The 14,995-nt window shown below is 69.5% G+C and carries 12 protein-coding genes; 7 read left to right on the top strand and 5 right to left on the bottom strand.

Translation table 11 applies throughout. The features are described 5' to 3' along the window. The first annotated feature begins 35 nt into the window (after positions 1–35). Positions 36–746 carry a hypothetical protein gene (locus VMD91_10685; GenBank protein ID HTW84525.1) on the top strand — a complete coding sequence of 237 codons (711 nt, stop codon included), beginning with the start codon at positions 36–38 and terminating at the stop codon, positions 744–746. 64 nt (positions 747–810) lie between these two features. Here VMD91_10685 and VMD91_10690 read toward each other — a convergent pair whose 3' ends face one another. Together VMD91_10690 and VMD91_10695 are read right to left on the bottom strand one after the other, a co-directional pair. Continuing rightward, positions 811–2,475, bottom strand: a complete 1,665-nt coding sequence (locus VMD91_10690) for a ComEC/Rec2 family competence protein (GenBank protein HTW84526.1) — start codon at positions 2,473–2,475, stop codon at positions 811–813. 31 nt (positions 2,476–2,506) lie between these two features. After that, positions 2,507–3,223 carry a haloacid dehalogenase type II gene (locus VMD91_10695; protein HTW84527.1) on the bottom strand — a complete coding sequence of 239 codons (717 nt, stop codon included), beginning with the start codon at positions 3,221–3,223 and terminating at the stop codon, positions 2,507–2,509. A gap of 29 nt (positions 3,224–3,252) precedes the next feature. Between VMD91_10695 and VMD91_10700 the strand changes: the two genes are divergently transcribed. The 3 genes from VMD91_10700 (at position 3,253) to VMD91_10710 (ending at position 6,524) form a co-directional block, all read left to right on the top strand. Continuing rightward, positions 3,253–3,900 (top strand): ABATE domain-containing protein, encoded by a 648-nt coding sequence (locus VMD91_10700; protein HTW84528.1) that lies wholly within the window; start codon positions 3,253–3,255, stop codon positions 3,898–3,900. Between the two features lie 171 nt (positions 3,901–4,071). Further along, a complete protein-coding gene (locus VMD91_10705; GenBank protein ID HTW84529.1) occupies positions 4,072–5,469 on the top strand; it encodes an ammonium transporter in 1,398 nt (465 codons plus the stop codon). A 116-nt stretch (positions 5,470–5,585) separates the two neighbouring features. After that, on the top strand, positions 5,586–6,524 hold the full coding sequence (locus VMD91_10710) for an NAD-dependent epimerase/dehydratase family protein (protein HTW84530.1): 939 nt from the start codon (positions 5,586–5,588) through the stop codon (positions 6,522–6,524). Here the strand turns inward: VMD91_10710 and VMD91_10715 are convergent. After that, the gene (locus tag VMD91_10715; protein ID HTW84531.1) at positions 6,521–6,973 is read right to left on the bottom strand and encodes a cupin domain-containing protein; all 453 of its coding nucleotides are present in this window, start codon (positions 6,971–6,973) and stop codon (positions 6,521–6,523) included. The two genes, VMD91_10710 and VMD91_10715, sit on opposite strands and share 4 nt — an antisense overlap. An 11-nt stretch (positions 6,974–6,984) precedes the next feature. After that, positions 6,985–9,474, bottom strand: coding sequence for a leucine--tRNA ligase (leuS, locus tag VMD91_10720; protein HTW84532.1), 2,490 nt, complete (start codon positions 9,472–9,474; stop codon positions 6,985–6,987). 302 nt (positions 9,475–9,776) lie between these two features. Here leuS and VMD91_10725 point away from each other — a divergent pair, with 302 nt between their 5' ends. Both VMD91_10725 and VMD91_10730 read left to right on the top strand, forming a co-directional pair. Next, positions 9,777–10,514: a hypothetical protein gene (locus tag VMD91_10725; protein ID HTW84533.1), complete on the top strand. Its 738-nt coding sequence runs from the start codon at positions 9,777–9,779 to the stop codon at positions 10,512–10,514. Next, positions 10,511–12,952, top strand: a complete 2,442-nt coding sequence (locus VMD91_10730; GenBank protein ID HTW84534.1) for a hypothetical protein — start codon at positions 10,511–10,513, stop codon at positions 12,950–12,952. The genes VMD91_10725 and VMD91_10730 overlap by 4 nt, the downstream gene beginning before the upstream one ends. A gap of 68 nt (positions 12,953–13,020) precedes the next feature. On the opposite strand, the gene VMD91_10735 is transcribed toward VMD91_10730, so the two are convergent. Beyond that, the gene (locus VMD91_10735) at positions 13,021–14,217 is read right to left on the bottom strand and encodes an MFS transporter (GenBank protein ID HTW84535.1); all 1,197 of its coding nucleotides are present in this window, start codon (positions 14,215–14,217) and stop codon (positions 13,021–13,023) included. Positions 14,218–14,306: 89 nt separating this feature from the next. Between VMD91_10735 and VMD91_10740 the strand changes: the two genes are divergently transcribed. Continuing rightward, positions 14,307–14,978 carry a ComEA family DNA-binding protein gene (locus tag VMD91_10740; GenBank protein HTW84536.1) on the top strand — a complete coding sequence of 224 codons (672 nt, stop codon included), beginning with the start codon at positions 14,307–14,309 and terminating at the stop codon, positions 14,976–14,978. Positions 14,979–14,995: the final 17 nt, after the last annotated feature.

Here is a 14,995-nt window from a genome sequence, read left to right on the forward strand (position 1 = left end):
GGGAGGAGACGTCTCGACGCGATAGCGCCTTCGGGGTGAGCGCCATCCCGGAACGGCCTCCTCGGATATTCATCAGCCGGCAGGCGACGTTGGTGTTGATCGCCCTCGCCGCCGCCGGACCGCTTAGGGCGGATCGGTACTACGCGACAGTTGGACCTGTAACCGTCGGCAAGAACTTCTGGGGCGTCAGCGCACTGGTCGCACATCAAATTGTGCGGCGTCAGGGGCGTACGATCGGCCTGAGCGCCGCGCACCCCTTCGCGACCGAAATCCGCCAGCTCGGGGTCGCACTAGCTCGTCACTATCCGGTCGTGCTCGTTCCTCGGACCGAGGTCCCGGCATGCCCCGTCCAGTCAAAGCACGCCCCGCAAGACCCCTTGCATGTTTTCGATCGCTCCCGAATGAGTGACATCCCGGCCTATATAGCCGCTGCCGGAATCACGTACCGACAGGCGATCGCGGAAGCGTTGGGTGTGCCGAAGGGCAATGTGGGCTATTGGCTTGCCCAGCACAGCGCCGCCCACGGGATCACCTCGGTTCGCTACCGCAAGCACGAGGTGACCTTCTTCGATCCTAAGTTCTTTGTCGCGACGGAGCACCGAGCGCTCGCGAATGCGATAGTAGAGCGAGCACGCCCGCAATATCGCGCTATCGCAGCCGCTCAACGGCGCCGATGGACCATTCTAACGCGGCCTGAGGTGCTTCAAATCGCCGGCCTTGTTTCGAAACAGACCGACACCTTCTGAAACGGATCGGCTCATTTCGAAACAGAGTCTTCGAAATGAAACGACGCGCATTAGTTTTGAAACGTCACGGCGGAACGTAAGTGTAGAATTCGGATATTACGGCGAAATTCTGGAACAAAACGCGCCGCAATAGCCGGCCGAATCGTTTCAGAAACGGGACCTGATCGCCATGTGGGTGGGTGAGCACGAGCAGGTCGATCCGCCGGATCCCAGCGCGGCGCAGGTAACCGAGGACGATCCGTTCGCCGACGAGCTCCGCCGGTGATTCGCCGCCCTCTCCCGGGCCGCGTTCGAGGCGCCCGCCGGTATCGATCAGGATCGTGTGCCCGCGCGGCGTGCGGATGACGATCCCATCGCCCTGACCAACGTCGAGCATGGTGATCGTCAGCCGGCCGTCGGGGAGGCGCAGCGTCGTCGCAAGCACGCCGGCGCTCGCGAGGCCGAGCACCAGCATCGCGGCGCGAACGTGCCGCCGGAGCAACCCCGCGGCCACCAGCGCCGCGCCGTCGTAGGCGACGATCGCGAACGCCGGCGGCGGCGCGACCGTGATGCGCGCGCCGGGCAGCGCGGCGACGTGGTGCACGACGGCGACGATGGCATCGAGGTCCCAGCGCGCCGCGAGCGCCGCGATGCCGCCGAGCGCCGGGGCCGGTGCGAGAGCGAGCGCCGCGATACCACAGACCATCGCGAGTCCGGTCGCCGGCACGACCACCGCGTTGGCGAGGACCGCGTACGGCGCCAGCACCGCGAACGTCGCCGCGCTCAGCGGCCACACCCCGAGCTGCGTCGCGATCGTCAGCGCCAGCGCCTCGCGGACCCGCTCGGGGAGCCGGGTGCGCTCCAGCGCGCGCGCGACCGGCGCGGCGAACAGCACGATCGCGGCCACGCACGAAAACGAGAGCGCGAACGACACGCTGCGCACCGCCGCCGGCCACAGCGCGGCGACGACGATCGCCGCCAGCGCCAGCGCGTTCCACGACACGACGCGTGCCCCCCACGCGCGCGCGACGAGCGCCAGCGAGACCATCACCGCCGCACGCTGCGAGGGCAGGTGCGCGCCGCTCAGCCAGGCGTAGGCGACGACGCACGGGATCGCGCCGAGCGCGGCCGGAACGCGCGGCACGCCGCCGAGCCGCAACAGCAGCAGCACGAGTCCGGCGACGACGCCCAGGTGCAGCCCGGCGGTGACCAGCACGTGGACGGTGCCGGTCGCCTGAAAGTCGTCGCGCAGTGCGTGCGGCAGCGTTCCGCGCTCACCCCACAGCGCGCCGGCCAGCACGGTCGCCTCCGGCTCGGGCAGCAGCGACCGCAGGCGTTGCGAGAGCGCCGCGCGCAGGCGCGCCGCCCAGTTGCGCGCGTCGCGCGGATCCGGTGACGCACGCGCGAGAACCCGGCCCGCCACCAACTCGCCGGCCAATCCTTCGGCGACCGCGATTGCGCGGCGCGACGGCTCGCCCGGATTGCGCGGCTCGTCGAACGGGGACAGCCGTCCGCGCAGCGTCAGCCGGTCGCCCGGCGCGACCTCGCCGCTCACGCTCGCGCGCACGACCAGCCCGCCCTCGAGCGCGAACGGGAAGCTCGCGCCCTCGCCGCTGCGGCGGACGTCGCCGACGACCGTGCCCGACCAGCGCGCCGTCGGCGTTTGCGTCTCGACGAGCGGCGCCGTGCCGCGCCAGGCCAACAGCGCGACGAACGCGACGGCCGGCAGAAGGAGGGGCGCGCGTTGCACGCCGCTCCTTCACGCGGCCGCGGATGACCGGCTAGGCCGTGACCGCGCTGTAGCGCGCGATGAGCTGGTCGGCGACGTCGGCGAGGTCCTTGCCGACGAAGTTGGGCTGGTGGCCCACCGCCAACGTGGCGTTGTCGCGCCGCGCGATGAAGGCCGCACTCCAGCCCGCGCCCTGCGCGCCCATCGTGTCCCAAATGTGCGCGGCGATCAGCAGCATGTCCGACGGCTTCGTGCCGAGCTGCTGCTCGACGTACGCGTAGGCCTCGGGCGCTGGTTTGTGCCGCTTCACTGCTTGGTCGACGCTGAAGCGGCGCTCGAAGTTGTGGATGATGCCGCCGGCCTCGAGTTGATGACCTTGCACCTCGAGCAGGTTGTCGGTCAGCGTGAACAGCCGGAAACCGGCCTCACGCAGCTTCTGCAGGGCGCCGGGGACGTCGGGATGCGGCGGCATCGCGGCGAAGGTGCGGGTCAGTTCTTGCTTGTCGGCCGCGGAGATCGCGATACCGCGCGCGTCGGCCAGCATCTGCATGACGGCGCCGCCGATGTCGGTGAACGGCACGTAGGTGTTGGAGAGCGTCAGCGCTTCCGAATACAGGATCAGGTTCGCGAACCAGAGGCGCATCGCGGCCGGATCGTCGCGGAAAATGCGCGCGAAGGTCGGCTTCATCGTCTCGAGGTCGAGCAGCGTTTCGTTGACGTCGAAGACGATGAGCGGTTTGGTGGAGGGAGTCGTAACCGTCTCGGTCATATTTGTATGGTTATGGTACGATTGCTAACTTGTCAATAGGCAGCAAGGCGGTTACCCACGAGCCCGCCCTGTTCGTCGCCGACGCGGTCGGCTTGGATTTCCTCAACTCGATCGCGACGCCGGTCGACGTGCCGGTCGACTGGATCGCCGACGGCGCGGGCTTCCTGAACTGGCTCGAGCAGGCGCGTTTGGTGCCGCGCGACGTGCTGGCGTCGATGCGCGCGCGGGCGCGGCCGGGCGAGCTGGACCGTGTCGCCGCGCGGGCGCGCGAGCTGCGCGAATGGTTTCGTACGTTCGTCCTTCGCCACGCCGGTGCGCCGCTGGTCGCCGACATCGCCGAGCTGGCCCCGCTGAACGAGTTGCTCGCGCGCGATCAGAGTCACGCGGTGCTCGTCGTCCACGACGACGCGGATGCGGCGGCGCATTTCGCGATCGAGCGCCGGCGGCGCTGGACCTCGCCCGAAACGCTGCTACTGCCGATCGGCGAAGCGTTGGCGGAGGTGGTCGCGTCGGAAGACTTCGCCGACATCAAGGCGTGCGAAGGTCCGGTCTGCACGCTGCTCTTCGTAGATCACACGCGCGGGCGCGCGCGGCGCTGGTGCAGCATGGCGATTTGCGGTAACCGTGCCAAGCAAGCCGCGCACCGGAGGCGTCGCAAAGCCGCGAAGCCGCGTTAATACACGCCGTCCGCATGGACGGCTGCAGGCGACCTGACTTCTGTAGGTGTTCCCCGTGGACTTTCACCGGATGGCGGACCGAAGTCCGTCTCCGTTACCCCGTTGTCGAATGCTCGTGCGCCCGGCACGGGGTACGGTGGGGGCCTCACTCCGTTTCCGAGGAGGATCGTTTTGACGTTTCTCGCCGACGCCAATCCGTACGTTGCGGCGCCGAGCTTCCTGAACGCAGGCGACAACGCGTGGCAGCTGACTGCCGCGACGTTCGTCGGCATGCAGAGCATTCCGGGCCTCGCGATTCTCTACGCCGGGCTCGTCAAGAAGAAATGGGCGCTCAACTCGGCGGTCATGTGCTTCTATGCATTCTCGATCGTCTTGGTCTGCTGGGTTCTCTGGGGCTACAACATGGGCTTCGGGGCGCCCGCGAACCTCGGCCCGGGGATTCTCTCGCAGTCGGTCGGGATTCCGCATCCGGCGATCAGCCCCGATGGCGAGCTGAGTCAAGCGACGATTCCGCTCGCGGCGAGCGGGATGCCGCCGCTCCACTTCGGCGGTTCGGCGATGATCTATTTCCAGTTCGTGTTCGCCGCGATCACGCCGTTGCTCATCGCGGGCTCGGTGCTCGGCCGCATGAACTTCAAGGCCTGGATGATCTTCGTCCCGGTCTGGAGCAGCATCGTCTACACGGTCGGCGCGTTCATGCTCTGGGGTGGTGGTTGGCTGGCGGCGATGGGCGCCGCCGACTACTCCGGCGGGTACGTCATCCACTTGGCGGCCGGCGTCTCCGGATTCGTCGCCGCGGCGATGGTCGGACCGCGCATGCTGGAAGACCGCAAGAGTTTCGATCCCAACAACTTGATCGTCGCGCTGGCCGGCGCCGGGATCCTGTGGCTCGGCTGGAACGGCTTCAACGGCGGTGACCCGTACTTCGCCAACGCCGACGCGGCGGCGGCCGTGCTCAACACCAACATCGCGACGGCGGTCTCGTTGCTGGTGTGGCTGATCCTCGACATGTTCGCGATCGGCAAGCCGTCCGCGGTCTCGATGATCAACGGCATGATCGTCGGCTTGGTCGCGATCACGCCGTGCGCCGGTTACGTCGACGGGTTCGGCGCCATCGGCACCGGGCTGGTCGCCGGCCTGGTGGTCTGGTTCTCGCTCAACAAGATCGGCAATTGGTCGCTGCTCAAGCGCGTCGACGACACGTTCGGCGTCCTGCACACGCACGGCGTGGCGGGCTTGATGGGCGGCCTGTGCGTCGGACTGTTCGCGAACCCGAACATGATCGAGTACTTGACCACCGATAAGAAGGGCTCGCCGGTCTCGATCCAGGGCGCGCTCTACGGCAACCCCAAGCAGCTCTGGATTCAGTTCCTGGCGGCGCTGGTGATCATCGTCTGGAACATCATCGCGACGGCGATCATCCTCAAGCTGATCTCGTTCGTCGTGCCGCTGCGTGCCAGCGACGGCGACGTCGAGGGCGGCGACCTGGCGATCCACGGCATCGATCCGATTCCGCCGACGTACGCGCCGGCACCGAACGGATCGCCGCCGACCCCGGTCGGCGTCTAGCTGACGATCCCCGATCGGACGGGCTGGGCGAGCCGCCGGAGCAATCCGGCGGCTCGCTGCGTTTTCTTCGCACGCGGCGGGAGCGGCCGGCGCGAGAACGAACCCGGTCCCCTCGCATGCGGATCGTCGTCACCGGCGGAGCCGGCTTCATCGGGTCGCACATCGTCGACGCCTACCACGCGGCCGGTCACGAAGTCGTCGTCGTCGACAGCTTGTGGTCGCACGGCGGGGGCCGGCGCGAGCACATCCCCGAGGGCGTGACCTTCGTCCACATGGACGTGCGCGACGACGGCATCACCAAGCTGTTCAAGGACGTGCGCCCCGACGTCGTCTCGCACCATGCCGCGCAGCACTCGGTGGCGATCGGCTCGCGCGACCCCAAGTACGACGCCAACGTCAACGTGGTCGGGATGCTCAACGTCATGGAGGCGGCCGTCAAGGCCGGCACCCGCAAGGTGATCTTCGCGTCCAGCGCGGCCACCTACGGCGACGTCGACAAGATGCCGGTCGACGAGAAGACGCCGCAGCGCCCCATCTCGCCCTACGGCATCACCAAGATGGTGACCGAGCACTACCTGCGCTTCTTCAAAGCGCAGCACGGACTCGACTACACGATCTTCCGCTACGGCAACGTCTACGGCCCGCGCCAGGATCCCAACGGCGAGGCCGGCGTGATCGCGATCTTCATCGGCAAGTTCTTGCAGGGCCAGGGCGTGCGCATCGACTGGGACGGCGAGCAGACGCGCGACTACGTCTACGTCGGCGACGTCGTCAATGCCAACCTCATCGCGCTCGAGGAAGGCTCCGAGGAGACCTTCGTCATCGGCACCGGCAAGAAGACCTCGGTCAACCAGATCTACAAGGCGCTGGTCGAGGTGACCGGGATCGAGGCGCCGGTCACCCACGCGCCGCGCCGGGCGGGCGACGCGCGCGAGATCTACTTCAACCCCAAGAAGGCCAAGAACGAGTTGGGCTGGCAGGCGAAGGTCGCGCTGCTCGACGGCATGCGCGCGACCTACGCCTACTTCCGCGATCGGGGCGGCGCGCCGGCCTAGGGGATCGGGTGGACGTCCGTCGGCTCTTGCGGCGGCGTCTTGACCGCGAGCAGCTTGAGGTTGGGATCCGTCGTGCCGCCGTGCGGCGTCCCCATCGGGATCACCAGCAGCAGGCCGGGATGCAGCGGCACTTGCCGGTCGCCGAGCCATTCGGTGCCGCCGCCGGAGACGACGTACTGGATCTCGTTGGCATTGGCGTGGAAGTGCTTCACGACGGTGCCGATCTGCGCTTGCACCGTCGCGCCGTCGGCGACGACGAACGTCTTGCTGCGCAGCGTCGGCGTGGCCGGGTTGGGCGGCGGCAGATCGGCCGGTGTGAGCGCGCCGATGTCGATCACCGCGGGCGCGAGCGGCGCTGCCGCCGCGCGCGCGGCGGGCGTGAGATGCGCGGCGAACAGGCCGGCGCCGAAGGCGACGGCGGCGACCGCGGCGGTACGCAGGTGCTTCATGGGCGTTCTCCTCAGGCGGCGACGATGTTGAGCAGTTTGTCCGGAACGAAGACGCGCTTGCGGACTTCCTTGCCGTCGATCTGCGCGGTGACGTTCGGCTCCCGCAGCGCGAGGTCGAACGCGTCCTGCTCGCCGATCCCCGGCGCGACGTTGAGCCGTGCGCGGACCTTGCCGTTGACCTGCACGACCAGCGTGATCTCGTCGACGGCCAGCGCGTCCGCCGCGGTGTCGAGCCAGCGCTCGAGGTGGACGCTGGTCGCGTAGCCCATTCGCGACCACAGCTCGTCGGCCAGGTGCGGAGCGAACGGCGCCAGCACTATCGGCAACGCGTGGACGGTGTAGAGCAGCGCCGGGTCGGCCGCCGCTCCCGGCTCGCGCGCGGCGGCCGTCAGCAGGTTCACCAGCTCGTCGAGCTTGGCGGTGGTGACGTTGTAATGGAAACGGCGCGTCTCGGTCTCGCCGCGGCCCGAGTCGAGCGCGACGTGCAGCGCGCGCACCAGCTCGCGCTGCCAGCTCCCGCGCATCTCGGGCAGCGTGTCGAGCGGCACGTGACGCGCCGCGGCGGCCAGCGGCTCGGCGGCGCGCCAGACGCGCTGCACGAAGCGCACCCGGCCCACGATCCCCTCGTCGGTCCACTCCAGCGCGTCTTCGGGCGGCGCCGCCTTGAGCAGGAACAGCCGCATCGCGTCGACGCCGTACGTCTCGACGGTCTCGTCGATGCCGACGACGTTGCCGCGCGACTTCGACATCTTCTCGCCGCCGCGCAGCAGCGTGCCCTGGTTGAACAAGCGCGTGAACGGCTCGTCCGGACCGTCGACGTAGCCCTGGTCGATCAAGAACATGTAGAAGAAGCGCGCGTAGAGCAGGTGCAGGACCGCGTGCTCGGCGCCGCCGATGTATTGGTCGACCGGCATCCACTTCGAGGCCAGCGCGCGATCGAAGGCGCGCTCGGCATTGTGCGGGTCGAGATAGCGCACGTAGTACCACGATGAGTCGACGAAGGTGTCCATCGTGTCGACGTCGCGCTGCGCCGGCCCGCCGCACGTCGGGCAGATCGTCTCGACGAAGGCGGGGTCGTTGGCCAGCGGCGAGCCTTGACCGGTGAACTTCACCGCCTTGGGCAGCACGACCGGCAGCTGATCGTCGAGGACGGCGACAGCGCCGTGCTCGGGGCAATAGACGATCGGGATCGGGGTGCCCCAGTAGCGCTGGCGCGAGACGAGCCAGTCGCGGAAGCGGTACGCGATCGTCGCATGACCGCGTCCCATCGCCTCCAAGCGCGCGGTGATGGCGTGGCGCGCGACCGACGACTTCATCCCGTTGAACTCGTCGGACGCCATCAGCTTGCCGTCCTCGACGTAGGCCTCGGTCAGCGGCGATTGCAGCGAACCGTCCGACGTCGTGATGACCTGCATGATCGGCAGCGCGTGTTTCTTGGCGAAGTCGAAGTCGCGCTCGTCGTGCGCCGGCACGCCCATGACCGCGCCGGTCCCGTACTCCGCCAACACGTAGTTGGTGACCCAGATCGGCACCTTTTCGCGCGAGAGCGGGTTGATCGCGTACGCGCCGGTCGGCACGCCGTTCTTCTCCATGAGCTGCGTGCGCTCGAGCTCGCTCTTGCTGCGCAGGGTCGCGGCGAACTCTTCGACGCGCTTGCGCGACTTGGGGAAGCGTTCGAGGATCTGCTCGACGACCGGATGTTCCGGCGCCAGCGCCAGGAACGTGACGCCGTAGACGGTGTCCACCCGCGTCGTGTAGACCTCGACCTTCGCCCCGTCGAGGTTCTCGACGTCGAACGAGAAGCTCGTCCCCTCGCTGCGCCCGATCCAGTTGCGCTGCATGGTGCGGATGCGCTCGGGCCAGCCCTCGAGCGCGTCGAGTCCCGCCAACAGCCGGTCGGCGTAGTCGGTGATCTTGAAGTTCCACTGCGCCAGGTTGCGGCGCTCGACCGCCGCGCCGCAGCGCCAGCAGCGCCCGTTCTCGACCTGTTCGTTGGCCAGCACGGTCTGGTCGACCGGGCACCAGTTCACCGGCGCCTCGCGCTTGTACGCGAGACCCTGCTCGAACAGCCGCAAGAAGAACCACTGGTTCCAGCGATAGTACTCGGGGTCGCAGGTCGCGAACTCGCGCGTCCAGTCGTACCCGGTTCCCATCAGCCGCAGCTGACGCTCCATGTTCGCGATGTTCGAGCGCGTCCACGTCTCGGGATCGATGCCGCGTTGGATCGCCGCGTTCTCGGCCGGCAAGCCGAACGCGTCGAAGCCCATCGGATGGATGACGTTGTAGCCGCGCATGCGGTGCATGCGCGCGATCGCATCACCGAGCGTGTAGTTCTTGGCGTGTCCGACGTGCAGATCGCCCGACGGATACGGCAACATCTCGAGGACGTAGTACGGCGGGCGCGGGTCGTCGTCGCGCGTCTGATAGATGCCCTCGCGCTCCCAGCGCTGCTGCCAGCGCCGTTCGACGGCGCGAAAATCGTAGGCCTGATCCTCGGACACCCGCTTCTCTCCGGCGAGACGCCCGTGTGCCCCTCCGCCCGCTTCCGGTCATGCGACCCTCGAAAACCATACCGTCCCTTAACTTGGTCCGCTCGGCGCCGATACAGAGGAGGCGAGAGCTGGCTTTTCCTGTTGAGGGGAGCCGGTGCTTGCCACGTCATCCCGTAGGTACTTGAGAGAGGAACCGTTCTTTGCGACGCTATGGCTTTCTCGTTGCGGTCGGCGTGGTAACGCTGGCTGCCTGCGGAGGTGGCGGATCGACGCCGCCGCCCGCTAACCAGGCCGCACCCACGCCGACCCCGGTGGCTACCGCCACCGCGGCGCCGACGGCGACGCCGACTCCGGCGCCCGGCGCGGTGAGTCTGGCGTACACCAGCACGTTCGGGGCGAGCAGTCCCGCCACGACGGCGCCGGCGGCGCTCGCCTTCCAGGCCGAGACCCAGACCGCCAGCCTGACGGCGACCGAGCCCAACTACACCGGTTCCTTCGCGGCCAGCTCGAGCTGCGCGGCCGTCACGGTCAGCCCGGCGAGCGCCGCCAACGGCCAGTTCACCCTGACCGCCGTCTCGGCCGCGTCGAGCGGCTGCACCATCACCGTCACCGGCGCGACCGGTCACAGCGCGACCCTGGCCGCGACGGTGCCCGCACCGGGCGGCGTCCAGCTGCGCTGGGTCGGCCCCGGCTATCAGAACCTCCCGGCCCCGGTCGGCTTGCTGGCAGGTCCGATCAACATCGTCGGCACCGGCTCGCTCTTCGCGGCGACGTTGGTGGCGACCGAGACCGCGTATCTGGGCGGCTATACCACGCCGGTCGCGAGCGCGGGCTGCGGCGGTAACCTCGCCATCACCGCGGCGACGCCGATCATCCCGCCGCTGCCGACCACGCCGCCAGGTGCGAGCTTCAGCTACTACACGGTGACCGCCAGCGCCGCGATCGCGAGCTCGGCGAACTGCACGATCAGCACCGGCGACAGTGCGACGCCGCCGTCGACGAACGACATCGGCGTCGTCGTCACGACCTCGGGAGGGAGCATCCAGTGATCCGCCTGCGCACGACCCTCGCTCGCGCCGCGCTGACGGCGCTCGTGACCGGCGCGCTCCTCTCGGCTTGCTCCGGTGGCGGCGGTGGAACATCGCCGTCCGTTCCGGCCGCGACGCCGACACCGGCGACGAAGGGCTCTTCGGCGCTGGCGCAAGGCCACGTCACCGCGATCATCCCCGCCAAGACCACCCCGCAGTCGAGCTCGTCGAGCCTGCGTAAGGGTCCGAAGTACCTCAACACCAGCGATCCCAACTCCGCGATCGTCGTCTCGGTGCAGCCGGCCGATCCGGCCGAAGCGGCACAGTGGGAGACGTCCTACGGCACGGCGGGTTTCACCGTCTGCTACGACCTGTACACCAACGGCGTCGCCAACGCGGCGCTCGATCCGACGCCGGTCGCGGGCGGCGTGCAGATCTCGTTCGCGATCCCGGCCGTCCCGGGCAACGACACCTTCACTTTCACGCAGTACGACGGCCAGTGCAGTCCGACCGATCCGTACGCGGCACCCTCGCCCGCGCCGGGTGCGAACGGCAACGGCGTCCTGGCGACGGCGCCGGGTTTGACGGTCAACATCACGACCGGCGTCGCCAACGACTTCAACGTCCAACTGACGGCCTGCGGCGCACCCTCGACGACCGGTGGCCCGTGCTCGAACGCGACGCCGCCGCCGGGCACGCCGCCGACGACCGTGCAGCTCGGCGCGTCCGTCGCCGCGGTGTATCTCGGCGGCGGGAGTCCGTCGCCGACGACGCTGGCCGCACCGGTCCCCGTTCCGATCGCGCAGCCGATACGCGAGCAAGGCGCGTTCTTGATCGCCGGCAAGCACGTCGGCGTACCGATTCCCGTCGTCGGGCTCGATTCGGCCGGCTACGTGATCGCGGGCTCACCCGCCACCGGTTCGGGCGCGTTGCCCAAGGCCGGTGACAAGATCACCATCAAGCACACCGAGTCGCTCGCCGGCGCGACCGTCACCGGCCACGGCACGCTGTACCTCGTCGACGCGACGACCGGTGCCATCGCGCAAACCGAAGGCGCGAACGGGATCACGCTCACGCAGCTCAACGCGCTCGACGCCGCCGACGCGGTCTCGGGCGGCACGGTCGGCGATCCGTACGCGGTCGTGCTCTCGACCGACGCCGGCGGCGGCATCGCGAGCGTGACCTCGTACACGATCACGCTCAACGCGACGCTCAACGGCACCGCGGTGACGCCGCAGACGCTGACGATCAAGCCGCAGTCGGCACTCTTCAGCGCCTCGGCAACCGCGCCGGCCGACGGCTACGCCGACGCCGGCGGTCCGTACGTCGCGGCGGCCGACGTCATCTCGACCTTCGGCTTCGGCGCCGGCGATCCGGCGGCCGCGGGCCAAGGCTTCTGGGTCACCGACGGCGGCGTCATCGCCGAAGCCGGCGGCGCGCGCTACACCGTGACCGGTGCCGGCGCGCTCACCGGCGAGGCGTTCGACGGCAACACGTCGGTCGAGCAGATCTTCGCCGTCGACAGCGCCGCCGCGCTCGGCTCGCTGCAGACGACGGAAGCCGTCAACGCGACGGCGTCGGGACTCTACGTGTTCGACCCGGTCGCGCACGTGAGCTTGCCGGTCGCCGTCCAGTACGTGCAGACCAACGACTACATCGGGTTCCAACACCCGGCCGGCGTCGTGTGGATTCCCGGCGGCTACATCTACGTCGCCGAGAACAACCATCTGTGGGCGATCGATCCGCAGTCGAACGGTGCGGGCACCGGGCTGACGACGGTGACCAACGGCGCGACCACGTACGTGCAGGCCGAAGCGATCGGCGAAGTGCCCGTCAGCGGGCTCAGCTTCACCGGCGTCACCGGCATCGGCATGATCGCGCTCAACGGGCAGATCGTGATGGCCGACCCCGGCAACAACCGGATCGTCTCGGTCAACCCGGCGACCGGCGTCGCGACGACGGTCGTCAGCGGCGCGCCGTACGTCGGGCTCGCCGTCTACGGCAGCAACTTGGTCGCGACGGCGACCAACGACACGATCACCGAGATCGTGAGCGGCGCGTCCGATCCGTTCGGCATCGCGACCGGCGCGGTGACCGACGGTGTCGTCGGCGACGTGTTGCCGCCGGCGGCCGCCACCGCACCCGCACCGTACGCGGTGCAGGGGCAGACGGCGAGCTTCTTCGGGAGCGCGTCGACGCCGACGCTCCCGTACACCCTCGCGCCGTTCAGCGCGACCGGCCCGGTGTTCGCGCCGGCGGCGCAGACGGCGATCGCGGGCGGGACGCTCGACTTCGCACCGGACACGTCCTTCGGGACGATCTCGGCGACGGCGGGCGGCGCGGTCAAGGCGCCGTTCGGGATCGTGTTCATCGGCACCAACAACGGCACCAACGCCGCGTTGACGCCGAACGCGTTCCTGTTCACCGACAACGGCAACGTCCGCACGCTGGTCCCGTAGCCACGGCTGCGGTTCCGATCGGACCTCGCGGAGGGCGGCTCGACGAGCCGCCCTCTCCTTTTTTTGAGCTACGTCTTGGCGGGTGCCGCTTGCAGGTTGCGATCCTGCGTCACGACCATCGCGACGATCGCGATGAGTCCGAGCACGACGGCGGCGCCGGTGATCGACGCGTACAGGCCGACGACGTTCGCAGCGATCCCGACGAGCAGCGCGGGGATGCTGAAGCCGAGATAACCCGCGACGAAGTAGGCAGAGATCACCTCGGCGCGATGCGCCGCCGGCGCGATCGCGTTGACGACGTTGAGACCCGCCAAGTAGCCCAGACCGTTGCCGAGCCCGACGACCAGCGTCGCCGACGCGACCAGCACGTACAGGTGCGTCGGCACGCCCAGCAGCAGCATCCAGATGCCGACGCCCAGGGCCACCAGCGCGAGCAGCAGCGCGGCGCGGTTCGAGACCGCGCGGCCGACGAATTGCGCGCAGAAGCTGCCCGTCTGCGTTCCCGTGACGACGAACGCCCCGACCAAGAGCGAGTGCAGATCGAGCGACTTGATCAGGAAGGTCGGCACCAGCGAGGCGAAGATCGCCAGCGCCGACCAGCCGACGAACGCGACCGTCGAGACCAAGAAGAACGGCCGCCGGATCGTCGGGTCGATCGCCGGGAGGCCGTGATGGGCCGCCGGTTGCAAGTGCGGACACGACGGCACGGTCGCCACGGCCGCCGCGCACGCGGCGAGCAGCACGATGTGCACCAGATACGGCAGCGTCGTCGGATAGGGCGCGTACTGGCCGAGGAAACCGCCGAGCAGCGCGCCCAGCGACGAACCGACGGTCAGCCCGATCAGCGCGACCGCGCCGGCGCGCGGACGCATCGGCTCGTCCATCCACTCGCGAATCGCCGCCGTCGCGGTACCGGTCCCGATCCCCATCGCCAGCCCTTGCAGGATGCGCGCGGCGATCAGCCACCACAGGCCCGTGGCGAACGCGAACACCAGCGAGCCGCACGCGTGGATGCCGAGCGCGACCAGCAGCGTCTTGCGCCGCCCGAACGTGTCGGACACGCCGCCCAGGAAGAGCAGCGAGGGGATCAGCGAGGCGGCGTAGATCGCGAACACCAAGCTGATGTCGCCCGGCGTCAGTCCCCACTCGCGGCGATACAGCTCGTAGAGCGGCGAGGGCATGAACGTCCCCGCCAGCATCAGCCCCAGCGCGGCGGCGGCGATGGGATACTTCCCGGCGGCGGGATTCGGAGCGGCGGCGGCCATGCAGGCCAGAAACCCCGCCGCCGGCGCGAGGGCTGCGCTCGGTCATCGACGGCCCTTGTCGCACGCGGTGCGCGGCGTGAACGAACGGCGTGCGTACGTTCGTGTTCGTCGCGTTGGCGTTGGTGGCCGCGGTGGTGCTGTTTCGCCCGGCCGCGCGGGCGCCGGCACAGCCGGCGTGGTCGTCGGTGACGATCGCGCCGGAGCCGGTCGAGAGCGGGGCGCCGCGGCGGCATCCGCGCGCGCGACGCGCCGCGCGCTTGCCGGCGGACGCCGGTGCGCTGGCGTACGTCGCCGGCTCGGTGGTCCGCCCCGGCGTCTATCCGGTCCCGCCGGGCGCGCGCGTGCGCGACCTGCTCGCCGCCGCCGGCGGCACGCGCGCCGACGCCGACTTGGTCGCGGTGAACTTGGCGGCGCACGTCGAGGACGGCGACGAGGTCGTCGTCCCGAAGCTCGGCGAGGTCGTCCCACGCCGCACGCGCCGGACGCACGGTCCGCGCCGCGCGCACGCGCACGCCCACCCGCGGCGGGGCCGGCGCGCGGAGCGCAGAGGGCGTGAGGTGCCGGCGAGCCCGGTGGATCTCAATCGCGCCGACGCCGAGCAGCTGGCCGCGGTTCCCGGTATCGGCCCGGCGTTGGCCGAGCGGATCGTCGCGTTTCGCGCCGCCAACGGCCCGTTCGGCTCGACCGACGAGCTGCTCGACGTCGAAGGCGTGACCGACAAGCGGCTCGACGCGGCCATGCCGTATCTCGCCCTACGGTGAGCGAGACGTACGCGGGC

It is taken from the genome of Candidatus Sulfotelmatobacter sp., assembly GCA_035504415.1.
In the GTDB taxonomy this organism is placed as follows: domain Bacteria; phylum Vulcanimicrobiota; class Vulcanimicrobiia; order Vulcanimicrobiales; family Vulcanimicrobiaceae; genus Vulcanimicrobium.

Excerpts from the sequence above, each read along its gene's own strand:
- VMD91_10735 (HTW84535.1), bottom strand. The coding sequence starts at position 14,217 with ATGGCCGCCGCCGCTCCGAATCCCGCCGCCGGGAAGTATCCCATCGCC.
- VMD91_10710 (HTW84530.1), top strand. The coding sequence starts at position 5,586 with ATGCGGATCGTCGTCACCGGCGGAGCCGGCTTCATCGGGTCGCACATC.
- VMD91_10695 (HTW84527.1), bottom strand. The coding sequence starts at position 3,223 with ATGACCGAGACGGTTACGACTCCCTCCACCAAACCGCTCATCGTCTTC.
- VMD91_10715 (HTW84531.1), bottom strand. The coding sequence starts at position 6,973 with ATGAAGCACCTGCGTACCGCCGCGGTCGCCGCCGTCGCCTTCGGCGCC.